Source organism: Rubrobacter tropicus, assembly GCF_011492945.1.
GTDB lineage: Bacteria > Actinomycetota > Rubrobacteria > Rubrobacterales > Rubrobacteraceae > Rubrobacter_D > Rubrobacter_D tropicus.
In genome coordinates this window covers 345,953-368,434 of record NZ_CP045119.1, presented here as the reverse complement: position 1 = coordinate 368,434, position 22,482 = coordinate 345,953, and the positions used below count along the sequence as shown (strand labels likewise).

General features: G+C 66.3%; 28 protein-coding genes. 15 read left to right on the top strand and 13 right to left on the bottom strand.

The window, feature by feature from the left end; genetic code table 11:
• Positions 1-222: 222 nt before the first annotated feature.
• Positions 223-708, top strand: coding sequence for a 2,4'-dihydroxyacetophenone dioxygenase family protein (locus GBA63_RS01670; protein WP_166172884.1), 486 nt, complete (start codon positions 223-225; stop codon positions 706-708).
• Entirely contained in the window at positions 708-1,478 is a 771-nt protein-coding gene (gene kduD, locus GBA63_RS01665; protein ID WP_166172882.1) for a 2-dehydro-3-deoxy-D-gluconate 5-dehydrogenase KduD, read from the top strand. Before GBA63_RS01670 ends, kduD begins: the two co-directional genes overlap by 1 nt.
• Before the next feature lie 230 nt (positions 1,479-1,708).
• Here kduD and GBA63_RS01660 read toward each other — a convergent pair whose 3' ends face one another.
• Positions 1,709-2,758: an alpha/beta fold hydrolase gene (locus GBA63_RS01660; protein WP_166172880.1), complete on the bottom strand. Its 1,050-nt coding sequence runs from the start codon at positions 2,756-2,758 to the stop codon at positions 1,709-1,711.
• Positions 2,759-2,950: 192 nt separating this feature from the next.
• Complete coding sequence (locus GBA63_RS01655) at positions 2,951-5,758, bottom strand: UxaA family hydrolase (protein ID WP_207957017.1); 2,808 nt, start codon at positions 5,756-5,758, stop codon at positions 2,951-2,953.
• 259 nt (positions 5,759-6,017) lie between these two features.
• On the opposite strand from GBA63_RS01655, the gene GBA63_RS01650 reads away from it, so the two are divergent.
• Entirely contained in the window at positions 6,018-6,914 is an 897-nt protein-coding gene (locus tag GBA63_RS01650; protein WP_166172878.1) for a proline iminopeptidase-family hydrolase, read from the top strand.
• 25 nt (positions 6,915-6,939) lie between these two features.
• On the opposite strand, the gene GBA63_RS01645 is transcribed toward GBA63_RS01650, so the two are convergent.
• Positions 6,940-7,194: a hypothetical protein gene (locus tag GBA63_RS01645; protein WP_166172876.1), complete on the bottom strand. Its 255-nt coding sequence runs from the start codon at positions 7,192-7,194 to the stop codon at positions 6,940-6,942.
• A gap of 2 nt (positions 7,195-7,196) precedes the next feature.
• Positions 7,197-7,571, bottom strand: coding sequence for a Rieske (2Fe-2S) protein (locus tag GBA63_RS01640; protein ID WP_166172874.1), 375 nt, complete (start codon positions 7,569-7,571; stop codon positions 7,197-7,199).
• A 165-nt stretch (positions 7,572-7,736) separates the two neighbouring features.
• Here GBA63_RS01640 and GBA63_RS01635 point away from each other — a divergent pair, with 165 nt between their 5' ends.
• The gene (locus GBA63_RS01635; protein WP_166172872.1) at positions 7,737-8,846 is read left to right on the top strand and encodes an S-(hydroxymethyl)glutathione dehydrogenase/class III alcohol dehydrogenase; all 1,110 of its coding nucleotides are present in this window, start codon (positions 7,737-7,739) and stop codon (positions 8,844-8,846) included.
• A 99-nt stretch (positions 8,847-8,945) separates the two neighbouring features.
• Positions 8,946-9,797, top strand: coding sequence for an S-formylglutathione hydrolase (gene fghA, locus GBA63_RS01630; protein WP_166172870.1), 852 nt, complete (start codon positions 8,946-8,948; stop codon positions 9,795-9,797).
• Positions 9,798-9,817: 20 nt separating this feature from the next.
• Here the strand turns inward: fghA and GBA63_RS01625 are convergent, their stop codons facing one another.
• The 6 genes from GBA63_RS01625 to GBA63_RS01600 all read right to left on the bottom strand — a co-directional run bounded on the left by GBA63_RS01625 (position 9,818) and on the right by GBA63_RS01600 (position 14,543).
• On the bottom strand, positions 9,818-10,174 hold the full coding sequence (locus GBA63_RS01625; protein WP_166172868.1) for a cupin domain-containing protein: 357 nt from the start codon (positions 10,172-10,174) through the stop codon (positions 9,818-9,820).
• Positions 10,175-10,216: 42 nt separating this feature from the next.
• Positions 10,217-11,356 (bottom strand): amidohydrolase family protein, encoded by a 1,140-nt coding sequence (locus GBA63_RS01620; protein ID WP_166172866.1) that lies wholly within the window; start codon positions 11,354-11,356, stop codon positions 10,217-10,219.
• A gap of 64 nt (positions 11,357-11,420) precedes the next feature.
• A complete protein-coding gene (locus tag GBA63_RS01615; RefSeq protein WP_166172864.1) occupies positions 11,421-12,521 on the bottom strand; it encodes an aldose 1-epimerase family protein in 1,101 nt (366 codons plus the stop codon).
• Positions 12,521-13,273 (bottom strand): SDR family NAD(P)-dependent oxidoreductase, encoded by a 753-nt coding sequence (locus tag GBA63_RS01610; protein WP_166172862.1) that lies wholly within the window; start codon positions 13,271-13,273, stop codon positions 12,521-12,523. The genes GBA63_RS01615 and GBA63_RS01610 overlap by 1 nt, the downstream gene beginning before the upstream one ends.
• 251 nt (positions 13,274-13,524) lie before the next feature.
• The gene (locus GBA63_RS01605; protein WP_166172860.1) at positions 13,525-13,734 is read right to left on the bottom strand and encodes a hypothetical protein; all 210 of its coding nucleotides are present in this window, start codon (positions 13,732-13,734) and stop codon (positions 13,525-13,527) included.
• Positions 13,735-13,805: 71 nt separating this feature from the next.
• Positions 13,806-14,543 (bottom strand): VOC family protein, encoded by a 738-nt coding sequence (locus GBA63_RS01600; protein ID WP_166172858.1) that lies wholly within the window; start codon positions 14,541-14,543, stop codon positions 13,806-13,808.
• A gap of 83 nt (positions 14,544-14,626) precedes the next feature.
• Here GBA63_RS01600 and GBA63_RS01595 point away from each other — a divergent pair, with 83 nt between their 5' ends.
• Positions 14,627-15,046 carry a hypothetical protein gene (locus GBA63_RS01595; protein ID WP_207957016.1) on the top strand — a complete coding sequence of 140 codons (420 nt, stop codon included), beginning with the start codon at positions 14,627-14,629 and terminating at the stop codon, positions 15,044-15,046.
• A gap of 74 nt (positions 15,047-15,120) precedes the next feature.
• On the opposite strand, the gene GBA63_RS01590 is transcribed toward GBA63_RS01595, so the two are convergent.
• From GBA63_RS01590 to GBA63_RS01580, 3 genes are all read right to left on the bottom strand, one after another.
• Positions 15,121-15,267, bottom strand: a complete 147-nt coding sequence (locus tag GBA63_RS01590) for a hypothetical protein (RefSeq protein WP_166172854.1) — start codon at positions 15,265-15,267, stop codon at positions 15,121-15,123.
• 67 nt (positions 15,268-15,334) lie between these two features.
• Positions 15,335-15,709 carry a hypothetical protein gene (locus tag GBA63_RS01585; RefSeq protein ID WP_166172852.1) on the bottom strand — a complete coding sequence of 125 codons (375 nt, stop codon included), beginning with the start codon at positions 15,707-15,709 and terminating at the stop codon, positions 15,335-15,337.
• Between the two features lie 14 nt (positions 15,710-15,723).
• A complete protein-coding gene (locus tag GBA63_RS01580; RefSeq protein ID WP_166172850.1) occupies positions 15,724-16,482 on the bottom strand; it encodes a helix-turn-helix domain-containing protein in 759 nt (252 codons plus the stop codon).
• Positions 16,483-16,865: 383 nt separating this feature from the next.
• On the opposite strand from GBA63_RS01580, the gene GBA63_RS01575 reads away from it, so the two are divergent.
• The 9 genes from GBA63_RS01575 (at position 16,866) to GBA63_RS01535 (ending at position 22,392) form a co-directional block, all read left to right on the top strand.
• The gene (locus tag GBA63_RS01575) at positions 16,866-17,780 is read left to right on the top strand and encodes a DUF2382 domain-containing protein (protein WP_166172848.1); all 915 of its coding nucleotides are present in this window, start codon (positions 16,866-16,868) and stop codon (positions 17,778-17,780) included.
• 86 nt (positions 17,781-17,866) lie between these two features.
• On the top strand, positions 17,867-18,322 hold the full coding sequence (locus GBA63_RS01570; protein WP_166172846.1) for a DUF2382 domain-containing protein: 456 nt from the start codon (positions 17,867-17,869) through the stop codon (positions 18,320-18,322).
• A 54-nt stretch (positions 18,323-18,376) separates the two neighbouring features.
• Positions 18,377-18,622: a hypothetical protein gene (locus tag GBA63_RS01565; protein WP_166172844.1), complete on the top strand. Its 246-nt coding sequence runs from the start codon at positions 18,377-18,379 to the stop codon at positions 18,620-18,622.
• 40 nt (positions 18,623-18,662) lie between these two features.
• Complete coding sequence (locus GBA63_RS01560) at positions 18,663-18,908, top strand: hypothetical protein (protein WP_166172842.1); 246 nt, start codon at positions 18,663-18,665, stop codon at positions 18,906-18,908.
• 47 nt (positions 18,909-18,955) lie between these two features.
• Positions 18,956-19,915, top strand: a complete 960-nt coding sequence (locus GBA63_RS01555) for an MIP/aquaporin family protein (RefSeq protein WP_207957015.1) — start codon at positions 18,956-18,958, stop codon at positions 19,913-19,915.
• A 29-nt stretch (positions 19,916-19,944) separates the two neighbouring features.
• Complete coding sequence (locus GBA63_RS01550; RefSeq protein ID WP_166172840.1) at positions 19,945-20,580, top strand: hypothetical protein; 636 nt, start codon at positions 19,945-19,947, stop codon at positions 20,578-20,580.
• 88 nt (positions 20,581-20,668) lie between these two features.
• The gene (locus GBA63_RS01545; RefSeq protein WP_166172838.1) at positions 20,669-21,388 is read left to right on the top strand and encodes a mechanosensitive ion channel family protein; all 720 of its coding nucleotides are present in this window, start codon (positions 20,669-20,671) and stop codon (positions 21,386-21,388) included.
• A gap of 149 nt (positions 21,389-21,537) precedes the next feature.
• Positions 21,538-21,900, top strand: coding sequence for a hypothetical protein (locus GBA63_RS01540; protein WP_166172836.1), 363 nt, complete (start codon positions 21,538-21,540; stop codon positions 21,898-21,900).
• Positions 21,901-21,909: 9 nt separating this feature from the next.
• Positions 21,910-22,392 (top strand): SRPBCC family protein, encoded by a 483-nt coding sequence (locus GBA63_RS01535; protein WP_166172834.1) that lies wholly within the window; start codon positions 21,910-21,912, stop codon positions 22,390-22,392.
• Positions 22,393-22,482 lie beyond the last annotated feature (90 nt).

The window sequence follows — 22,482 nt, the reverse complement described above, 5'->3', positions numbered from 1 at the left end:
TTGCACACCGCCGTCGCGCGACGACGGTGTGCGGCAAGCAGTCACGAACCTTGTGAGCCTGGAGCAACAAATAGATGGATAATCTGTGTGCTGCGCCACGCCGGTCGAGAGAGAACGAACGTAGCATTGACGCGGTTCGCCCGGGAGTATAATATGTTGCGTGCTGTTGTATGAGACGAGGTTTCGTTCTATAAAACGACGCGGTACGAGGGAGGCGGGACGATGATAGACGAGAGGTTCAAGTCCTTTACCGAGGACTGGGCGTTGCCGGACCAGGCAATAAATGTGGACGAGATCCCCTGGGTGCCCCAGGGCGAGCGGGCCTGGTTCAAGCCGCTTCGCTTCGACCTCGCCACGGGGCGTTGGATCAACCTCCTCAAAGTCCGGGGCTCGGGCAGGATCAACCGCCACCGGCACTCCGGAGGCCAGGTGATGGGCTTCTGCCTGGAGGGCTCCTGGCACTACCTCGAACGCGATTGGGTGGCCAGGCCGGGCACCCTGGTCTACGAGCCACCCGGCGACATACACACGCTCGTGGTAGACGAGGGTGTCGAGGAGATGCAGACGTTGTTTATCCTGGAGGGCGTGATCCAGTACCTCGACGACGAAGATAACCCGATCTACCAGGACGACGTCTTCTCCAAGCTCGACCGCTACCTCAACTATTGCGAGCAGGAAGGCATCGAGCCGATGGACCTCCGCTTTTAATGGGCGTTCTTGACGACCTCAGGCTGGACGGCAAGGTCGCGCTGGTCACGGGGGCGGCGCGTGGGCTCGGACAGGGAATGGCCTTGGGCCTCGCAGAAGCCGGCGCGGACGTCGTGGGCCTGGATATAGTTCCGATGGAAGAGACGGAAGGGAAGGTCGCCGCCACCGGTCGCCGGTTCCACGCCATGAACCGCGACCTTTTGGAGACCAAGGCGGAAGGTGCCGCGGAGATCGTGGCCCACTGCGTCTCCGAGATGGGCCGCCTCGACATACTCGTCAACAACGCCGGCATCATCAGGAGAGATCAGGCCCTGGAGTTCGGGGAGGACGACTGGGAGAGCGTCATCCAGGTAAACCTCTCGGCGGCCTTCTACCTCTCCCAGGCGGCGGCCAGGCGTTTCGTCGAACAGGGCGACGGAGGAAAGATCATAAACACAGCCTCCGTCCTCTCCTACGAAGGCGGCATAACCGTCCCGTCCTACGCCGCCTCCAAGGCCGGCATCGCCAACCTCACGCGCGCCCTCTCAAACGAGTGGGCCCCGCTAGGCATAAACGTCAACGCCCTCGCACCCAGCTACTACACAACCGAGTTGACTGGCGCAATCCGCGAGAACGAAGAGCGCTCCACGGCGCTTCTGGCCCGTATCCCCGCGGGCCGCTACGGCGAGCCCGAAGACCTCAAAGGGGCCGTGGTCCTGCTATCTTCGTTAGCGGGCGACTTTATCCACGGCTCGGTCCTGCCCGTCGACGGGGGCTGGCTGGGGAGATAGCTTTTCAGCTTGTCAGCCGGTCAGCACGCTTCGCCCTTCGGGCTTCGCTTTCAGCTTGTCAGCATCTCGCCGTGCATAACGCGACCGAGCAGCGTAACCCGGCATGGTTCGGATAGCGCCGGGAGCGGCGTGTCGAGACGACTGGCTGACCGCTGAAAGCGAGGCGAAGCCGAAGCGTGCTGACCGGCTGAAAGCCTCCGAAGGAGGCGTGCTGACCGGCGAAGCCGGGCTCACGACGCTAGCAGTTCGCCGAGGTGCCGATCCACCTGCTCCATAAAGGTCGTCTCGAAGCCGAAGAGGGCCCAGTGGCCGCTGATGTCTTCGATCACGCGCAGCTCGCTGTTCGGGACGAGCTTCTGCTCGGCGGCGCAGTCGCGCGGGGGGAAGAACATGTCCTCGCCTATGGGCATGACGAACGTCTTCGCGCTGATGCGGCCGAGGGCGGCCGACAGGTCCCCGTCCGTGTGGCGGCTGACATCGCCGCGCTGCCACTTCCAGCCCTGGGCGAGGAGGCTGTTCGGGTCGAGCACGCTGAAGTACGCGTCCACGAAGCCCGCGCGGAAGTCCTCCGCCGAGGCGAAACCGAGGGGACGCCAGCGCTCCTGCTTCCACCACTCCGTCGAGAGGCCCATCACGCTCCAGACGAGCCCGTGCTGGACGAGGCCCTCGCGCACGTCGGCCGGCGTCTCGTACCAGCCGCCGGCGTAGCCCGGGTCCATCGTGATGGCGTCCATGAGCGCCTGCGTGAAGAGGAAGTCGTGCGGGGTGTTTTTGGCGGTCCCGGCTATGGGGGCGGCCCGCTTGACCTTCTCGGGGAAGCGGACGGCCCACTCGTAGGTCTGCTGGGCTCCCATCGAGCCGCCGACGACGAGGGCGAGTTCCTCGACGCCGAAAGCCTCGCGCATCAGGCGCTCCTGGGCGACGACGTCGTCGCCGATCCTGACCTTCGGGAACCGGGGGCCCGAGGCGAAGTTGCCCGGCGTGTTGTGGGGTGAGGTCGAGAGGCCGTTGCCGATCTGGTTGACGACGACTACGAAGTACTCTTCCGGGTTCAGGGCGTGCTCGGGGCCGATGTAGAGGTCGCGCAGGATCTGGTGCGTCCCCGAGAACCACGTCGGGACCAGAATCGCGTTGTCCTTCGCCCCGTTCAACTCCCCGAACGCCGCGTACGCGAGCCTGCAATCCCGCAGCGTCTGCCCCTCTTCGAGCACGAAATCCCCCAGCGAAAACAGCTCGTAGGGGCCGTGAAACTCCGGCGTGTAGAACGGGTTCTCGATCACTTGTCTCCTCCACCTTTTGCGGGGCGCGCGCCCTCCTCACCAACGGTGATGCTAACCACACCCCGGATGCCGCGCAACACGCGGTCGGGAATCTAAGTCATCTATGCTTCTTTGGGCGCTATTCCGGCCTCGCAACCGCCGGAGACGGGAGACCCCTCTTGGCCCGGTCGCCCAAAGTCCCCGGAGACAACCCTACATCGAGACGCCGAGCAGGCCGCGGGTGAACTGGAAGTCCGTGTTGTTCGCCGCGAGAAGCTTGGGCGTGTACTCGCGGGAGGCGACCTCGGAGACGGTCCGAAGCGTCTTCTCCGTCCATGCGTCCGGGTCTCCGTCGAGGAGCGTGTCCAGGTCGTCTGCGTGGTTGCGGATGGTCTCGGGATCGGACGAGACCTGGACGAGCGGGATCATGCGGTGCGCCTGCAAGGGCCGTCCGGCGACGTGCGCCAGCATGAGTTCCACGCCGGTCGCCCCGAGCCCCGTGGCCGTCTCGATCCAATGGTCCGTCGGCGCCTCCATCACGTGAAAACCGGGCTCCCGGAAAGCCTGCCCGTAAGCCAGGGTATTCTTGACGGTGCGGCCCCCAAAAACGGCGTCCAGGTAGACCTCGGAACCGAGCACCGCCGCCGTCTGGGGGACGACCACCGTGCCGCCCGCGCCGACGACGGCGAGCGTCGTCTCGGCGAGGCTCCTCGCCGCCTCGTCCGGCAGGGGACCCGCGGCGTAGAGCCCGAGCCGCAGGGCGCCCGGCCCAGCGGTCTCGTACTCGATAGCTCCTGAAGCCTTTAGGTTCTCCGCGAACCAGGACTCCACCTTCTCCACCACGCTTTCGATGCCGCCGTCCAGCTGGACGCTGGCCCAGCCGAAGCGGTCAGGGTCGAGGCCGCGCTCGGCGAGGCGGTTCTCGAAGTAGTCGTTGTGGGTCTTCTCGCAGCCGTGCTCCAGAAGGAGGGCGAGCCTGACGGTCGGGTTGGCGAGGTAGCCGAGGACGGTTCGGGAGTAGATGGCCTCGGCCGAGCCCGCGGAGACGCCGCAGCCCTCGGTGTGCGGGAGGGCGACGAAGCGGGTCACCTTGTCCCCGGCGAAGCCCGCGCCGCGCCCGTTCAGGCGGTTGGCTATGCGGCGGGCGATCTGGCCCGAGCACAGGCTCGTCGGCATCACGAGCGCGACCTGGTCTGTTGCGGGGCCCCGATCCGTCGCTATCGCCTCGAAGGAGAAGTCCGCGTCCGGAACATTGTTACGCACGGGCAACGGCTCGCCGTCGGGCTCGGGGGCGTTCTCCAACTCTTCCAGGTGTTCGGGCCCCGTCTGTTTCCAGTCGCGCCAGATGGAGACCTGGGCGTGGCCCGCCCGCTCGCCCACGGTCTTCTCGCCGCAGGCGGCTTCGATGGTCCGCTCGAACATCTCCCGCCCGAGCCCGTCCATGGGGGTACCGTCGAGGTAGGCACCGGCGTTTACGTCCATGTCTTTGGAGAGGAGCTGGTAGCGGCCGGTGGTGGTCACCACTTTTATGGTCGGAACGAAGGGGAAGTTGGTGATGGAGCCGTTGCCGGTGGTGAAGAAGATCATGTTCGCGCCAGAAGCGACCTGCCCCGCCACGCTCTCGAGGTCGTTGCCGGGGCTGTCCATGAAGTAGAAGCCGCCCCCGTCCATCCTCTCCGCGTACTCGATGACGTGGTCCAACCTCACATCGGGATCCTTCTTTCTGGCCGCCCCGATGGACTTTATGGAGATGTTGTAGAGCCCGCGGAAGTTGTTGCCGCCAGAGGGGTTGTCCTCGGCCGTGTGCCCGTGCCAACCGACTCTCTCCTTGAACCGCTCGACCGCCCCCAAGAAACTCTTCGCCGTCCCCGCGTCCTTCACGTTCTTCAAGACGTAGCGCTCGGCCCCTATCAGCTCGTCCGTCTCGGCCAGGTTCGCGGCCCCGCCGTTGCGCACTACCTCCCTCGATACCCAGCCGACCAGGGGGTTCGCCGAGACGCCGGAGAACGCGTCCGAACCGCCACACTGGAGCCCAACCTTCAGCTCGGAGAGCGGCTCCTCCGTCCGCCGAAGCGCGTTGACTTGCTCCATCCAATTCATTACTCGAGACTTTGCCCGCTCAAGATCGGCCCGAAAGCTCCCCTCCAGGCTCATGAACTCGTGCGGCACGTCGTCCAGCGGGTAGCCGTTCTCTTCGGCGTAGCGGCGGAGCGCCGCGTTCGCGACGGCACCCTCGTCGCCGCCGTCGATGGCGAGCACGGCCCCCACGTTCGGGTTGACCATGAAGCCGCTCAGGGTGCGCAGCAAAAGGTCGAAGTTGTTGGGCGTCCGGCCCTCTCCCCCCTCGGTGTGGGCGACGCAGACGATGCCGCTCACGTTCTCGTAGGCGTCCGACACGCCGTTCATCTCCCACTCGAGCGCCCGCACGAAGCCCGTGAGCCGCGAGTTGACGCCGAGCACTACCACGTAGTTGCGCGTGCCGACGCCACGACCCCAGCCGCGCCGGTAGCCCATGAAAGTGCGGGGCTCGTCGTGTAGCGGCACCTGCTCGCCGGGCCGGAAGTTCTCTTCGTCCAGGACGTACGGTTCCAGTTCGGCGTCCCGAAAATTTGGTCTATCGGGAAGGTCGAGGCCGTTCTTCTTGTAGCCTCCGGGCACCCTTCCCCCGCCCTGGTCGGAGGTGCCTTCGGGATCTTCCCCTTCGCGGCGGTTCGGGAGTGCGGCGAACCGTTCGCGGAGCACGCGCAGGATCTTCTCGTTGCAGGCGTAGTCGCCCGGAGATATGCCCGACAACGCGCGCCCGAATGGCAAACCCCAGGAGAGGAGTTCTCCTCCGTCCGGGATCTCCTCGACCGCAAAGCGGTGCCCTTCGAGGACGGTATGAGGAATGACGAACTCCGATCCCCCGCGCTCCACCCGCGTCCCGGCCTCCAGGCGACGGGTGGCTATGGCGACGTTGTCCCCCGGCGCCGGAAGGCGGCCCACCTCATCAAAGCCGAAGGTTTGCCCGGTCCCCGTCATCGAAATACCGCCTCCCATAACTTCCCGTCGGAGCATTCCATCTCCCGTTCAGTTTATCCTAGAGCGGTTTGCAGAGAGGTCGAACCTCTTTGCGAAGCTGTCAGCCTTTAGCCGTAGGCTTTCAGCCAGGAGCAAAAAGCCGACGGCGCGGATCGCGGTAGCTCAATGCCACCGCGACCGCTCTAGTAGGTTCCTGGCGGGTTGGGGTAAGGTCAGGGTAAAGCGCGGGGCCGGAACCGGGCGGCAACGGGAGGCAGTCATGGCGGGCGAAGGCACGCTTCGTTTCGGGGGAAACAGGATCTGGTATCGGGTGGTTGGGGATCCGGCAGATTCCCGGGCGCGCAAGCTCCCGGTGCTCGCGCTCCACGGGGGACCGGGCCTGCCCCACGACAGCCTGGAGCCCCTGGAGGACCTGGCGCGCGGGGGGCGTCCTGTCGTGTTCTACGACCAGCTCGGCTGCGGCAACTCGACCCGTTCGGGAGGCCCCGGTCCTTGGAGCGTGGGTGCCTTCCTGGGGGAGCTCGCGGTGGTCCGGAGCGAGCTCGGGCTGGACGAAGTCCACCTGTTGGGCCACTCGTGGGGCGGCCTGCTCGCCATGGAGCACGTCCTGGAGGCGGAGAAACCTCCGGCGGGCCTGATCCTGGTAGGCGCCGTCGTGAGCGGGAAAACGATGCTCGAATGCCGGCAGGGCTTCTACGACGGCTTGCCCCGGGACGCGCGGGAAGCAATCCGCAAACACGAGGCGGCCGGCACGTTCGAAGACCCCGAGTACGGGGAGGCGATGGACCTCTTCTACCGGCGCCACGCCTGTCGCCTCGACCCGTGGCCCAACTGGCTGAACCGGGCGCTCTCGAAGATGGACGTGGAGGCGAATACCGCCATGTGGGGCCCACCGAACGCGCCACAGCCAGGCCCGCTCCGCGCGTGGGACCTGCGCCCTCGCCTCGGAGGTATAAACGTACCCACGCTCGTGGCCGCCGGCCGTTACGACGGCATGGCCGCGGGCCAGGAGCGCGACATCCACGCGGGCATACCGAACTCCGAGCTCGCGATCTTCGAGCAAAGCTCTCACTACCCCTTCGCCGAGGAACCCGAACGCTTCCTCGACACGCTAGAAGGCTTCCTCGCCCGCTCGGAGAGCCAGACGAAACCGTAAGCCCCGTCCGCGTCGGGACGCCGCGTCAAGTCGGAGAATGGTGGCCGTCCAGCCGCGCGTCCGGCGGCGTGGGGGGCCCGGCGTCGCGACCCCGCAACCGCCGGTTGTAGACCGCGACCATGTTCTCGGCCCAGGCTCGGGCCGGGAAGCCGCCACCCTTCTCGAAGCGTGCCAACCAGTCCCCCGGGTCCCCTTCGCGGACCACCAGGAACGCAGCCTCCACCTCCCTGACGGCGAGCGGGCCGTCCACCTGCGGGCCGTTTGAAGAGTCTTGGTCCACAGCTAGAGCCGGACCTTCACCTTTCCGTCCTCGACGACGACCTCGTAGGAGCGGAGCTTGACGTTCGGGTAGGCGAGGCAGCGGCCGGTTGGGACGTGGTATTCCAGGCCGTGCCAGGGGCAGGCCACGACCTCGCCCTCGTGGACCCACTCGAACCTCCAGTCGTTCTCCTTGCGGGAGACGAGGGCGCCGGTCGTCGGCTTCACGCCGGCGCACAGCGGCCCCGTCTGGTGGGGGCAAAGGTTGGGCAGGCCGTAGAGCTCGCCACTGATATTAAAGATCCCGACCTCGCGCCGCCCGGCTTTGACCACCTTGTGGATGCCCTCGGGGAAGTCCGAAAGGTCTCCCACGACGTGCTCCTCGCGCCTCTTCGCCACTCGTGCCTCCCGTCTCTCCCGCCGACGACCGCCGGGTCGCGCCCGTTCGGGATCACCATAAGTCCGTGGCCATCCCCGCGCCAGGGACGCGTGTTTCCTATCCGCGAGGACGGCCCCCGCCCCGTGCTAAGGTGTTGGGCCGTAGATGAAGACGGAGGAGGAGAGATGGAAGTAAGAGCAGCAGTCGCCTTCGGGGCGGAGAGACCGTTGAGCATAGAGACCGTCGATTTGGAAGGCCCGAAAGAGGGCGAGGTACTCGTGGAGGTGAAGGCGACAGGGGTGTGCCACACGGACGCCTACACGCTCTCCGGCGCCGACCCCGAGGGGCTCTTCCCCACCGTGATGGGCCACGAAGGGGCGGGGGTCGTGGTGGGGGTGGGACCCGGCGTGAAGAGCCTGAAAGAAGGCGACCACGTCATCCCGCTCTACACGCCGGAGTGCCGGGAGTGCGAGTACTGCCTGAACCCGAAGACGAACCTGTGCCAAGCCATCAGGACGACCCAGGGACGCGGGGTCATGCCAGACGGGACGAGCCGGCTCTCGCTGAACGGAGATCCCCTCTACCATTACATGGGCACCTCGACGTTCGCCAACCACACCGTGCTGCCCGAGATCGCGGCGGCCAAGATCCGCGAGGACGCCCCCTTCGAGTCGGTCTGCTACATCGGCTGCGGCGTGACGACCGGCATCGGGGCCGTCGTCTACACCGCGGGCGTCGAGCCGGGCTCGAACGTCGTCGTCTTCGGCCTCGGGGGCATCGGCCTCAACGTCGTGCAGGGCGCCCGCATGGTCGGGGCGGACAAGATCGTGGGCGTGGACCTGAACCCCGCCAAGAAGGCGGTCGCCGAGCGTTACGGGATGACCCACTTCGTGAACCCGAACGAGGTCGAGGGGGACCTGGTTCCCTACCTGGTTGACCTGACGGGCGGCGGGGCCGACTACTCCTTCGAGTGCATCGGCAACGTGAACGTGATGCGCCAGGCCCTCGAGTGCGCCCACAAGGGCTGGGGGCAGTCGGTCATCATCGGGGTTGCGGGTTCTGGGGAGGAGATCTCCACGCGCCCCTTCCAGCTCGTGACGGGCAGGACGTGGAAAGGAAGCGCGTTCGGGGGAGCCAGGGGCCGCACGGACGTGCCGAAGATCGTGGACTGGTACATGGAGGGCAAGATCGAGGTGGACTCCATGATCACGCACACCATGCCCCTCAAAGAGATCAACACGGCCTTCGACCTTATGCACAGCGGCGAGTCCATCCGCAGCGTCGTGACGTTCTAGGGAGGCTTCGGGCATCAGGTTGCAGGCTTCAGGATTCGTCGGCGATCTACTCTGGCTCGCCGACGAGGCTTGACCAGAGAGACTCCAGAAAGGGCCATAATGAACCTCAACACCCTGGGCGGGCACGCGTGTTTCGGCGGAACCGTCTCGTTTCACGAGCATCACTCCTCCGCCTGCGACGGCGAGATGCGCTTCGCCGTCTACACGCCCCCCCAGGCGGCGGACGGGCCTGTGCCCGTCCTCTACTACCTGGCCGGCCTGACCTGCACGGAGGAGACCTTCATGATCAAGGGTGGGGCCCAGCGCCTCGCCGCCGAGCACGGCCTGATGCTGGTCGCGCCCGACACCAGCCCCCGCGACGCCAACATACCCGGCGAAGACGACGACTGGGACTTCGGCACCGGCGCGGGCTTCTACGTGGACGCCACGGAAGAGCCCTGGTCCCGCCACTACGGGATGTACTCCTACGTCACGAGGGAGCTGCCGTCCGTCGTAGAAGAGAACTTTCCCGCAGGCCCCGATGCCCGCGGCGTCTTCGGCCACTCGATGGGCGGCCACGGCGCCCTCGTCTGCGCCCTCAAGAACCCCGATTTTTTCCGCTCGGTCTCGGCCTTCGCCCCCGTCTCGGCCCCGACCCGCGTCCCCTGGGGCGAGAAGGCCTTCTCGGGCTACCTCGGAGGGGACAGGGAGGCCTGGAAGGCCTACGACGCGAGCGAGCTCGTGCGCGAGCACCCCTTCCCCGACGGACGGAACATCCTCGTGGACCAGGGCCTCTCGGACCAGTTCCTCGAAGAGCAGCTCCTGCCCGAAGCCCTGGAAGAGGCCTGCGCCGAGTCCGGGCAGCCGCTAACCCTGAACCGCCGCGAGGGCTACGACCACTCGTACTACGCGATCTCGACCTTTATGGAGGAACACATCCGCCACCACTCAGCGGCCCTGAACCGCGCCTGACCCGACGCCCCGATGGTGCCTCACGCGTTCGGCCCATCCCGGCCGGCGCGGAGGCGCACCGGCCCCCTTCTCCTGTGTACGGTCAGGTAGGAGAAACTCTCCGAGGTGCTTCGGGTGGACCGCCGGGCTCCCCTGGGAACGAGGACGAGGACCCCAGCTTCCAGCGCGTGCTCCCTGCCGTCCACCCCCACGACCCCGGAGCCGGACACGCCAACGAAGAGGACGTCCACCTCACCGTTTACGTGCTCCCCGACGCCTTCTCCTTGGGGGAAACGGACCAGGTTGGCGTTCAAGTCCCGTCCCTCCCGCTCCGTCCACACGGTTCCCGTCCCCCGGGCGCCAGCCGAGATCCCCCCAAGGTCCACAGCCCCTTCCATACTCCTCCTCTCGCACCCCGGTCCACCGCTCCGACCACCCGCTCACGGGTTGAGCCGGTTCCCTCTCGCGTCGATGTTGAAGAGCCGCAAGGCGTTGTCGCCGAAGACCTTGCGGCGGACCTCGTTCGTGAACGGGACCTGGTGGACCTTCATGGGGTGGTCGAAGTCGTGGTGGGGCCAGTCGGAAGCAAAGATGGTCGTGTCCTCGCCGTCGTAGAGGTCCATCAACTTCACCAGGTCCCCGAGGTCCTCGGGCTCCTCGACGGGCTGGGTGGCGAAGTACATCTTCTTGAGGTAGTGGCTCGGCTTCTCGGTCAGGAAAGGGACCTCGCGGCGACGCTCGACGTACTCTTTGTCCATTTTGTACATCAGGAAAGGCACCCAGGAGATGCCGGCCTCGGTGAAGGCGATGCGCAGGTTCGGGTAGCGGACGGGGACGCCTGTGGTGACCATGTGGACGAGGTTCGCCATCATGGAGAAGGTGTGGCTGCAGATGTGCCGCCCGAACTCCGTCTCGAAGCCGTGGGTGTTGAAGGGGAAGACGGGATGTATGACGGTGACGCTGTGCAGCAAGACCGGCAGGTCCGCCTCCTCCGCGGCCTCGAAGATGGGGTCGTACATCCGGTGTCCCCACAAGGGGTCGAGGCCGGCGCACGGCAGGTAGACGCCGACCATGCCGGGTTCTTTCGAGTACTTCCGGATCTCGCGCGCCGCGTCGGCCGGGTCGTGGGGGCAGGCGAGGATGCAGCCGAGGAGGCCGTTCTCGACGGAGCACCACTCTTCGAGAAGCCAGGCGTTGTACGCGCGGGCGATCGCGGCGGCGTAGTCCGACTGGGTGATGACGGGCAGCTTGAGGAGGTGGTCGGGGAAGAGGATGCCGATGTCCACGTGGATGGCGTCGAGCTCGCGGCGCATCTGGGCGGGCGTGTCGACGCCGCGGGTGGCCTCGTGGCCCGTCGGGAAGCGGGCCTCGTAGGCGGCGTTTCCGGGAGAGAAGCCGGGGATGTCCAGGTAGCGTACGGGCTCGTTCTTCTCGATATGCTCCAGGGAGACCCGCCAGGGCATGTCGCAGTAGGGAGCGAGCTTGCCCGGCGTCTCGCTGACGTGGACGTCGCAGTCGACGACGAGGATGTCCTCGAGTCTTTCCTTGCGTTCGTGAGTTCGGTCTACCGTCTCCGCCACGCCACGCTCGCTTTCTCTAGAGCTTTCAGCTTTCAGCTCTCAGCCATCAGCTTTCAGTACGCTCCTATCCCGGGCGCAGGGCTTCAACGCGCCGTGCGAAGCGGTTTATCTCTTCGTTTCCGTCGAGGGCGCCGAGTTCCAGGTCGTAGGTGCGACCCTCTCCGGGGGAGAGTTCGATCAGCTCCCCCCGCTCCCTCGCGTCCAGGCGCCCGGCGGTGCGGTTGGTGCTCGGCTCGACGCCGACTACGTAGGTTCCTTCCCCGAGCATCCGCCAGACGAAGTGGTGGGGTAGCTGGTCGCGCCTGTAGACCTCGTAGAAGCCGAGGCCAGATCTACGATTGACGACTCCGACAGGCACGGTCCCGCCTTGTTCGGCGGCGAGGTCGTGCTCGAAGACCCGCTCGACGTAACCCCTTTGGGGACCGTGGAACCTTTCGTAGCCCTCGGCCTGGTAGTCGCCGCGGGGGGAGACGCCGCGCGCCGGGGCAAGGAGTTCGGAGCCCTCGTCGACGACGGGCCAGCCGACGTTTACGTGGTAGAGGTACATGTGGGGCGTCGGGTCGAAGCCCGCGTTCTCGACCTCGTCGTGGATCCTGAGGCGCGATTCCCCTACCTTGGCCTCGACGCGCCGCCGCAGCGCGAGGTTCTCGCCGAAGACCGCGGCCTGGCGCACCTCGCCCTCGGCCCAGAGGAAGCACTCGTCTCCCTCCCACCGCTCCCCGTAGCCGAGGAGCCTGGCCGGAAGGTTCGAGACGCGCCCGTGCAGGCCGTAGCTCTCCGTCTCTTTCGGCGGGTAGTGGAAGTGTTCGGCGGTGTCCTCGGCCATGAACAGGGCGTGGTCGAGGCCCGCGGTCGTGAGCAGGCCGCCGCCCCAGTTGCGGAGGAAACCCAGACCCTCCGGCTCGTCGAACCAGGGACCTGCGAAGCCCACCGGCGAGAGCCAGCCCAAAGGGCGCCCGCCCATCTCGCAGCGCCCGATATCCAGGGCGCGGTCGACGACCACGTCGAAGGAGAAGCCCGTACCGGTCTGGAACTCCAGCAGCCTGACGCCGCGCTCGGCGCCGTCGCCCAAAGAGACGAGCCTGACGCCGGCTGCCTGATCCAACCTGCCGATGCGGCGCATCAGGTCCCCGCGTCCGAGGCGCTCTCCGAAGAGGTCGGGCATCAGCGCATCATCCAGCCGCCGTCGATGCCGATGGTCTGGCCTGAGATAAAGGAGGCCTCCTCCGAGGCGAGAAAGGCGACGAGGTTGCCAACGTCGTCGGGCGTGCCGCGGCGTTTGATGGACTGCTGTTCGAGGACCCAGCGGTTGTAGCCCTCCTGATCCGGGTGGATCTTCTCGGCGTCCGTGGGGAAGGCGCCGGGGGCTATGGCGTTGACGTTGATCCCGTCAGGCCCGATCTCCCGCGCCAGCGTGCGCGTGAACCCGACGATGCCCCCCTTCGAGGCGACGTAGTCCATCAGGAGCGTCCACCCGACGAAGAACGTGATCGAGGAGACGTTGACGATGCTCCCGCCCCGTTCCTTCATGTGCGGATAGACGGCCCTGGCGCAGAGAAAGTAGCCCTTGAGGTTCACGGCCATCACCCGATCCCACTCTTCTTCCTCGATCTCCGTCCACGCCCTGCGGGGGTAGATCGCGGCGTTGTTCACGAGAACGTCCACCCCGCCAAACTCCTCGACCACCCGCTCAACCACACCTTCTACGGACCCTTTGTCCGAAACGTCCACCTCGACCGCGAGAGACCGTCCACCCCCCTCCGACACCAGCCCGGCGACCCGTCCGGCCTTCTCGAGCGAGACGTCGGCGCAAACGACGGCCGCGCCGCTCCTCGACAACCTCCCACAGATACCCTCGGCGAGCCCCCCGCCCCCGCCCGTAACGATAGCAACCCGACCATCCAAACGACCCGCCAAAGCACCGACCTCCTTTTTAGCACGCTCCGGCTTCGCCTACGCTTTCAGCCCGGCGCTTCGCGCCTTTCAGCGGTCGGCTATCAGCAAGTCGTCCGTACACCCCACGCCAAGCGACAACCGGACCGTCGCGCCCGGCGCTGCCCGGTTCGGCCCTGCGCGGCTGAAAGCTGATTGCTGAAAGCGAGGGGCTGCGAAGCAGGCCCGACGCGTGCCGAAAGCGGAGCACATAGGGCGCAGCGGGCTGACAAGCTCTAGTCCTTGAAGAAGCGGCGGACCAGGACGGAGGCGAGGATCGTCGAGGTGGCGGTGGTGGCGCCTTTGAGGATCGCCTCCAGCGCGTCGTCTTTGAGGCCGCGCTGCTCGGGGATGTTTATGTAGCGGTTCGTCACCATCGAGCTTATGAGGTAGGCGATGCCCGCTGCCACTATGGTGATCACCCGCTGCTTCGTCGCGTCGTTCACGTTCTCCCCTCTCGGTGGTACGCTGCGTCCCGCAGAATGATACAGGAGAAATAGCTGTTGGCTATCAGCCCTCAGCTATCAGCTTCTGGGGAGAGCGTGAACCGGACGCCGTGGGCGAGGCTCCGGTCCAACGCCCCGATGTTCTCGGATGGGGCCGTCGAAAGTTCTACCGCCACCGGGCCGGGCCCCTGCTCTGTGCACATGTCCACCGGGAAGAGTTCGCAGGCTCCGAGCTTGAGATGCTCCGGTTCGACCGCCGCCAGGGCGGCGAGGTTTTTGGTGGCTTCCTGCGCATCGGACGCGGCAATCTCCAACCTCCGGATGCCGGTCGCGCCGTTCGGGTGGGAGGTGTCGGGTCCGGTTGGGACGCGCGTCTCTCTTGGCGTGAGGTCTTCGATCATGAACGGCAGGACCCTCTCGCCCTGCGCGAAGCTGGCGCTGCGCCACAGGATCTTCCGCCCGTCGGGCAGCCTCCTGCCGCCTTCGTGCGGGCCGTCAACCTCGAAGCCGAGGTCCCGGAGCCGCCGGACGTCTTCAGGCAGCCCGTCCGAGGCGGCGCAGTAATCGATGAGGCCCTCGTGGGGCAGGAACTCCCGCCAGCCCCAGACGTTGTCCTGGTCGTCTTCGGGATCTATGAAGGCGACCAGCTCGAGGTAGGTGCCGTCGCCGAACGGCACGAGGGCGTTGCGGGTGAGGCCGTCGGCGTGCTCTCCGCCGGGTATGACCCTGAAGCCTAGACGTTCGTAATCTTCGGTGGCCCTGTCCAGGTCCTGGACGAGGATCACCAGATGGTCAAGCCGGGTCAACACGCTTTGCCCCCTGTTTCGGTCTTCGAGGTACCCGGTGATACCATGTCCGCGCCGCCGGCGAGAGGAGTCGGGAGATGTCCGACATGGGCGACGCTACCGTCGCGTACCTGAACCAGTTACGGGAAGAGACTATGCGCCTGGCGTGGGGCGAGGAGGCTTCGCCCGAGGACCGGCGCCGGATCGTCTCGGCCGCCGTCATCTTCGGCCGTCAGTTCGAGGAACGTATCTCCGGACGGCCGGTCGGCGACGGAGAGGAGGAGACCCGACGCCTCCTGATGGACCTGATGAACCGCGTGGTGCGCGAGTTCGCCGCGCGGGAGGGCGTGGAAACGGACGAGGCGGCCGGTTTCCTGGGAGAGGTCGGGACGAGGGACCGGGTGCTGGAGTTCAGCGAGGTGTTGGACGCACACGCGGAGTCCGGCAGGCCTTTAGACGAGTTGCTGCGGGAGGCTGTGGAAGCGAGGAGGGAGCGAGCTTTCCGCGCGAGGCGCGGGCCGGGATGACAAAGCGGTCAGCGAGAGAAGAAGCTGACAGGCCGAGAGCGGAGGCCGAAGGCCGGAGCGTGCTAACAGGCTGACTAGCTCTGTTCGTCGCGCGTCTTCGACCGGCGGGCCTCCGAGTACTCCATGGTGCGCGCCGGCAGGTAGATGATACAGAGCCACAACACGGCAACCATGAGGAAGACCCCGATCAGTGCCGCAAACTGCCACAACTCCGCCGTCAAAAGACCTCCCCTAAACTTCCGGACGCGCCTAGTATCGCACGCCAGGCGCAGTTAGTTCGTTAAGGGATTAACCCGGCTCCGGCACGACGTCGGCCCCGGATACGCCGAGGAAACGGTCCATAAAACGACCGAGGCTCAGGCCCACCAGGCCCGCCGTGCTGTCGCGGAACATGTTGGGCAACGGGTCGAGGACCACGCTTTTCACGTCGGCGGCGGGCCCGAAGAACAGGGACAGGAAATCGCCGGCCCCGCTTTCCACGGCCCGCCAGCCCTCGCCCAGGCCCCCGAGCGCCAGGAAAAGTTCGGCCTCCTCTTTGAAGCTGAAGACGGGCAGGGACCGGCCAAGCCCCGCCAGGTCCAGCACGAACACGCCGTCTCGCCCCGAGGCGCCCGAGATCAGCCAGTACACGGGACCAACTCCCCCACGCTCTCTGGTCGACACCCTTCCTCCTTTTTCTATCCCGCGGACAACGGCGTGACGCGACTCAGCGAGAGGCCGGCCTCGGAGAGCCAGATCATGCCGGCGTGCGCCGCCTGCGCCCGGCGCCGCTCCTCGGCTGTCCATTCGTCCGTCACCCGCTCTAGCAGGGCCGTCTTGATGACGAGCTGGCCGGCGTTGGCGATCTCCGTCAACGCCTCCTGCTGCTCCAGCGCCTCCTCCAGACTCGCACTCTGCGTCCAGTCGAATGTGGCCCAGATGGTGCGACCTTCGGCCGCCTGCTCTTTGATGAACCGTCGCAGGGCGTCGGCCCGCGGGACCTTCGGGTCCTTCTCGGCGACGAAGACCAGGCGACCCTCGCTCTCCAGACGGGGCACGTCGAGCCCGGCCCGGTTCAACTCCGCCCGCAACTCATTCTCGTTGGAAGTCGGCTCGCCACCGTGGAACTTGACGAGCAACCCCCCGTGCGCCTCCCCCACTTGCAGGAAAGCGGCGTCGAGCTGGTGCAACAACTCCGTGGTCTGGGCTATGGCGATCACGCTGTCGGGCACCGCCAGGTACTGCCGCAACTGCCCGACGAGCGTGGTCGGTCGCTCCCCCCGGCTCAGAAAATCCTCCAACGACTCACGCCTTATGCGCCAGGACTTTCCGACCTTCAAACACGGCAGACGGCCCTCCCGACACCAGCGGTAGACCGTTACAGATCCAACCCCCAGGTACTCGGACACCTCCGCCACGTCCAGCAGATCCTTTTTCCCGTTAGAAACGTTGCCCACGTCTTCCCAACCTTCTCTCTGCCTACCCGGAGACAGATCATAGCAGTTTCTTTATTGTACTTTTATGGACTTTACTTGACTTTACACTACTTGAATGTAAACCTTTGGGCGTAACGATACCGGACAGCACAGTGTCGAGCGCGTTGTGAGACGGAAAAAGGAGGTGCGAAGGCAAAACTCTGGCGTGTAGCACCGGGAGTGTTTTCGGACGGGTGGCCTGCACCTTTCGGTCCATTTATTTGAGTTGGGCGCGAAATCGCTTTTGCGTGAACGTTTCGAGGGGTAGAGGTCGAAGTAATCCCGGACACCATTGGCGGGACAAGTACGCAAGGTCAGGCTTCGACAAAAGTACGAGGCCGAAATCCTACGAAGGAGGCAGAGCAATGGAGAATCGCAGCGACGGTTTCACGGCGATAGAGGACAGGTACGCGGGCTACACCGTCTACGACAACTCCGGGAGCAAGATCGGCAAGGTCGACGACCTGTTCCTCGACGAGAACGACCAGCCCGAGTACTTCGGCGTGAAGATGGGCTTTCTGGGCACCAGCTCCACGCTGATCCCGGCCGACATGGCCACCACCGACGAGGCGAACAGCACGATCACCGTCTCCTCTGACAAGGACACCGTCAAGAACGGCCCCTCCTTCGACGACGACCGGGAGATCACCCCCGAGTACGAGGGCGAGATCCGCTCCTACTACGGCCTCGGCGCCGCCACGGGCACCGACGACCGCGGCTCCTACGGCGAGTACTACGGCGACGAGGGCGCGGAGCACTCCGGCGCCGGCACGACCGGCTCGACCTCGGCCGGCACCGTGGGCGCGGGCATGAGCATGGGCGACACCGAGACCGGCGAGTTCCGCGAGCACGACTCGAACGACGAGGGCGTCAACCAGAGCCGCGGCGACGACCTCGAGGACCGCGACGAGCTGAGGGTGCAGCGCTCCGAAGAAGAGCTCCGGGCGGGCACCCGCGAGCGCGAGGCGGGCGCCATGAGGGTCCGCAAGCGCGTGCGCACCGACCGCGAGCGCATCGAGGTCCCGGTCAAGCACGAGGAGGTCAGCGTCGAGCGGGTGCCCGTCTCCGGCGAGGCGACCGAGGCCCAGATCGGCGAGGAGGAGGTCTCGGTGCCGGTGACCGAGGAGGAGGTCGTCACCGACAAGCGGGCCGTGGCCAAGGAGGAGGTGCGCTTGCGCAAGGACGTGGTGGAGGACACCGAGGTCGTCGAGGACGACGTCCGCCGCGAGGAGATCGACGTCGAAGACGCCACCGAGCGGGGCAGCGGCCTCGACAGGTAAGGTCGAAACCTTGTTCTGGGGGATGCGGCGGGTAGTCCGTCGCATCCCCTTCGCTTTGGTCGGTTCTCGGCCTGAGGAGGTCCGTTTTGATCAATGAAGAGCGCGACGAACGGCCGCCGGGGGACGTTCCCGAGGGTACGACGGCGGACGAGCGCGGTGGTACGGAGCACGAAGATCTAAGAGTTCAACGCTCCGAGGAGGAGCTCCGCGCCGGCGTCCGCCAGCGCGAGGCCGGCTCCGTGAACGTCAAGAAGAGCGTGCACACCGAGCGCGAGGAGGTGCGGGTACCCAAGAGGCGCGAGCAGGTCGACGTCGAGCGGGTGCAGATGGACAGGGAGGTTTCGGGGGCCGAGTTCGAGTTCGGCGACGAAGAGGTCGTCGTGCAGGTCTTCGAGGAGGAGGTGGTGGTCACCAAGCGGGTCGTGCTGAAAGAGGAGATCCGGCTGCGCAAGAGGGTGGTCGAGGAAGAGGAGGTCGTCGAGGTGGACCTCCGCAAGGAAGAGGTCGAGATAGACGACCAGACCACCAGGGGCGCGCGGTAGCGGAAAGCAGAAGGGCGGATCTTCGAGGTCCGTCCCGGATAGGAAAGGGGTTCCATGAGCGACTACACGGAGAAGATACAGGTCCGCCAGGTTACGGACATCCACTCGAACTGGAGCGAGCAGGGGGACGAGGCCCCCGGCAAGTTCTCATTCCAGCTCGTCCTGGACAACGGCGCCGAGGAGCGCGTGATCCGTCCGACCTCGGAGGACGCGGACGTGCTGATGGACCTGTTCGCGGCGGGCGAGAGTCTCTACTTCGACCTAGGACGCGGCGTCCTGCTGTTCAGGGACATCACCTAGCACACGCACTCATCAAGGCGAAACGGAAGGAGTCCGACCCATGGCGGACAACGCGCAGGGCATCAAGGTCAGGCAGGTAACCGACATACACGCCAACTGGAGCGAGCAGGGCGATGGAGAGCCGGGCAAGTTCTCCCTCCAGTTCGTTTTGGACAACGGTGCGGAGGAGTACGTTATCCGCCCGGTCGCCCAGGACACCAAGGTCCTGATCAAGCTGATCCAGTCGAGCGAGAGCCTGTACTTCGACACCGAGCGCCAGGTCCTCATACCGAGCGCGCTCAAGTAAAGAACGGACCGAAAACACGACCAAGACCACCGAAGGGGGACGGACGTTTGGATTCAGAAGGAAACAGACGAGAAGAGTTGCGGCGTGCGGAGGCCTCGCGCCTCGCCACCGACGGGGAGAATGGGGAGAGGTACGATCCATCCCCGGACGTCCGGCGCCGCGCGCCGGGTGAGGCCCGGACGGGCAGCGGCGCGGCAGGAGCGGGCGGAGATCGCACCACCAGGGAAGAGATGCGCCGCGCCGCCAAAGAGGCGCTCATCGAGAGGGAAGAGGAGCTCAAGGGCGACGGCCTCTACGGCAGCAGCACGAGCGACCCGATCTTCGGCGCCGCTCTGGCCGAGCTCGTCGGCACCTTCATCCTGGTCTTCGGCGGTACGGCCGTCGCCGTCGGCGCCATCCTGAACCTCCCGACGGCGGGCGCCGCCTACGACTCGCTGGCGATAGCCCTCGCCTTCGGCCTCGCGCTTGCGGCGGTGGTGGCCGCCGTGGGCCACGTCTCGGGCGCCCACGTCAACCCCGCCGTAACGCTGGGCATGGCCGCCACGGGCAAGTTCCCGTGGAAGTCCGTGCCCTTCTACATCGGGGCGCAGCTCGTCGGGGCCGTGCTCGGCGCTTTGGGCACCTGGCTCGCGTTCGGCGGGCCCGGCAGGGTCGAGGCGAAGCTGGCCGCGACCTACCCGGCGCAGGGGGTCGGGGATCTCCAGGCTTTCCTTCTGGAGATACTCATAACCTTCATCCTCGTCTTCGTGGTAATGGCGGTAGCGACGGACGACAGGGCGCCGGCGCCCATAGCCCCGATCGCGGTGGGCTTCGCGCTCGCCGTCGGGGTCTTCATAGCGGGGCCCGTTACCGGCGGCGCGGTCAACCCCGTGCGGGCGCTCGGGCCGATGCTCGTGGCGGGCGACCTGACGAGCGCGTGGCTCTACATCCTGGGCCCGATCATCGGCGGCGTGCTGGCGGCGTTCCTCTACGACCGCACCATGGCCCAGGCCGAGACCCCGTCGTAACGACGATTCGCGAACCAGGAGGCACGAGAATGACCGACAGAGACAGAGGAAACCAGAACGCGCCGAAGGTGGACGAGCACGACGCGCGCTCCGGCGGAGGGACGGAGTCCGGCCCGCGCAGGGTGGGCGAGGCACGCCGGGACCACGAGGCGGATCGGAAGCGCAGGGAGAGCGAGCTGGGCACGAGTTGGACCAGCGTCGTCTTCGGCTGGCTCGCGGCGCTTGGTGCCGGGTTCATCCTCACCGGCATCGTCGGCGCCATCGTGGGCGGGCTCATCGCGGCTTTAGGTCTCGGGGCATCCGGGGGCGGCATATCCAGCATCGTGGGAGCCGTGATCACCCTGTTCCTGGCGTTCCTGATCGGCGGTTACGTGGCCGGCAGGATGGCGAGCCGTTCAGGGGCCAAGCACGGCCTATTGGTGGCCCTCCTCGCCCTCATCGTCGCGATAATCTTCGCCGTCGCGGGCGGCGTGCTCGGTGGGGTCTTCGGTGACGCCCTCGCAAGCGCGGTACCGCCGGGCCTCACGCAGGCGATCCCGACGAGCGTGCCCGAGGGGCTCGGCATCGCGGCCATAATAGGCGGCATCCTCGTGCTCCTCGCGCCGTTCCTCGGCGGGGCCCTCGGCGGGTCCAAGGGCGCGAAGACCGGCCAGGCGCGACCGTAACAAGGATTCGTCACAGGGGCGGCGGGGTCTTCGAGACCCCGCCGCCCTCGCTGTTGCGTAGACAAGAACAGAAAAAGGAAACAAACGAATGCAGTCAGTAACCCAGTCCCTGTCCCAGGGGTTGAACGCCTTCTTCGCCTTCATTCCTCAGCTCATCGGCGCGATAATCATACTGATCATCGGCTACGTCGTGGCCAAGATCCTGCAGGCCGTCGTCAGCCGGGTCTTGAAGAGCATAGGCTTCGACGGTTGGATGGAGCGCAGCGGCATAAAGCAGTACTTCGACAGGGCCGACACCAGGCAGACGCCGGCGACCATTCTGGGCAAGCTGGTCTTCTGGTTCGTGTTCATCATCGCGATCACGATGGCGACGGACGCCCTGGGCATCCAGCAGGTCTCGGCGGTCTTCAGCCAGCTCATCGCCTACATCCCGAACATCATAGCGGCCGTCCTGATCCTGGTACTGGCCGGCCTTCTGGCCCAGTTCGTCGCCGGGCTGGTGCGCGGGGCCACCGGTATCGACGTGCTCGGCACCGTGGCGCAGGCGGCGATCATGGTGTACGCGATCTTCGCGGCGCTGACGCAGCTCGGGATCGCGGTCCAGCTCACCGCCCCCACGTTCCTGATAGTGCTCGGCGCCGTCGCCCTCGCCGCGGCCATAGCCTTCGGCTGGGGCGCCCGCAACGTGGCCCAGGACATAGTCGAGAGCGCCTACGCCCGTAGGGGCGAAGCCCGCGAAAAGATAGAGCGGCAGGACGGCTCCGCCGAGGACAGGCCGACCGCCCGTCCCACCCCCCGCAAGGAGTAGCGCCAAACGAAACCCGTGGCGTCCAGAGCGGGCTGGGCCCTTCGGGTCCCGCCTTTCTCTTGCTCCGGGTGTTCTCTGCCACAGTGCCGGGGCGATCCCGCGGGGCACAATGGTTCGCGACGGTATCCGTTGGCGATGAGGAGACGAGAGTGGCGGAGAACGACATCGGCGGCGCGCTGGACCTTACGGTGGCTTCGCTGGGAGAAGGCGTGGTGCGCCTGGGCGTGTCGGCGGCGTTGCCCGAGATATCCGCCTGGCAGGAGAGGCTCGCGGCCTCCGGCGACCCGGGCCTGAGCGCGGTGGCGGAGACCCTCTCCGAGTTGAAGGCCCAGTTGGACCCCGACGGTTTCGACCCCGTAAGCGTCGGCGCGTTGCTGATGTCTTTGGGGGACCAGGTCGAGCGGGTGGCCGGCGCCGAGGTCGGAGAGCAGGTAGGCCGCAAACTCTCGCAACTCGGCGTCTTGCTCGGCAAAGAAGGCGACGCGTTGACGGACAGGGCGACAAGGGTTTAGGAGGACGGGGTGCGAGAGTACGAGCAGAGCGAGACGATAGCCGCCCCCGCGAACGAGGTGTTCGCCTGGGTCTCCGACGTCGAGAACCTCCCGAAGTACCTGCCGCCCATAAAAGACGCAGGCATCGACGGGGCATCGGCGGGAGACAACCCCGGTGAAAAGGTGCGGATGCACGTCGAGATCCCGGACAGAGGAGAGTTCGAGAGCGAGGGCTACTTCGACGTGGACGCCGACGCCCGCACGATGCGCTGGGGCGCCGAGACCGGCCGGGACTACTCGGGCCGGCTGGAGGTGTCCGGGAAAGGAGACGGCCAGAGCGAGGTAACCGTCCACCTCTCCTTCGGCCCGCGGTCCGTAGAAGGTGAGATCCAGGAGGAGTCCAGCGACGACCGCAACCTTCTCGAAGAGTCACTCGCCGCAACCCTCGAATCCATCCGGCGCCAGATCGAAGAAGGAAGCGGCAAGCTCGCGCCACCCTCGCCCGAAAACTAAAGAGTAGGCTTCGGGCGTCAGGGGCTGCGTAAACAGGACTGTCGAACGTTCACTGAGTCCAATCATCCGAGCGCAAGAAGATAACCCACC

Bases quoted from the DNA above. Each gene is read 5' to 3' on its own strand.
- GBA63_RS01670 (WP_166172884.1), top strand. From the start codon at position 223: ATGATAGACGAGAGGTTCAAGTCCTTTACCGAGGACTGGGCGTTGCCG.
- kduD (WP_166172882.1), top strand. From the start codon at position 708: ATGGGCGTTCTTGACGACCTCAGGCTGGACGGCAAGGTCGCGCTGGTC.
- GBA63_RS01655 (WP_207957017.1), bottom strand. From the start codon at position 5,758: ATGACGGGGACCGGGCAAACCTTCGGCTTTGATGAGGTGGGCCGCCTT.
- GBA63_RS01650 (WP_166172878.1), top strand. From the start codon at position 6,018: ATGGCGGGCGAAGGCACGCTTCGTTTCGGGGGAAACAGGATCTGGTAT.
- GBA63_RS01635 (WP_166172872.1), top strand. From the start codon at position 7,737: ATGGAAGTAAGAGCAGCAGTCGCCTTCGGGGCGGAGAGACCGTTGAGC.
- fghA (WP_166172870.1), top strand. From the start codon at position 8,946: ATGAACCTCAACACCCTGGGCGGGCACGCGTGTTTCGGCGGAACCGTC.
- GBA63_RS01625 (WP_166172868.1), bottom strand. From the start codon at position 10,174: ATGGAAGGGGCTGTGGACCTTGGGGGGATCTCGGCTGGCGCCCGGGGG.
- GBA63_RS01615 (WP_166172864.1), bottom strand. From the start codon at position 12,521: ATGCCCGACCTCTTCGGAGAGCGCCTCGGACGCGGGGACCTGATGCGC.
- GBA63_RS01595 (WP_207957016.1), top strand. From the start codon at position 14,627: ATGGGCGACGCTACCGTCGCGTACCTGAACCAGTTACGGGAAGAGACT.
- GBA63_RS01575 (WP_166172848.1), top strand. From the start codon at position 16,866: ATGGAGAATCGCAGCGACGGTTTCACGGCGATAGAGGACAGGTACGCG.
- GBA63_RS01565 (WP_166172844.1), top strand. From the start codon at position 18,377: ATGAGCGACTACACGGAGAAGATACAGGTCCGCCAGGTTACGGACATC.
- GBA63_RS01560 (WP_166172842.1), top strand. From the start codon at position 18,663: ATGGCGGACAACGCGCAGGGCATCAAGGTCAGGCAGGTAACCGACATA.
- GBA63_RS01550 (WP_166172840.1), top strand. From the start codon at position 19,945: ATGACCGACAGAGACAGAGGAAACCAGAACGCGCCGAAGGTGGACGAG.
- GBA63_RS01545 (WP_166172838.1), top strand. From the start codon at position 20,669: ATGCAGTCAGTAACCCAGTCCCTGTCCCAGGGGTTGAACGCCTTCTTC.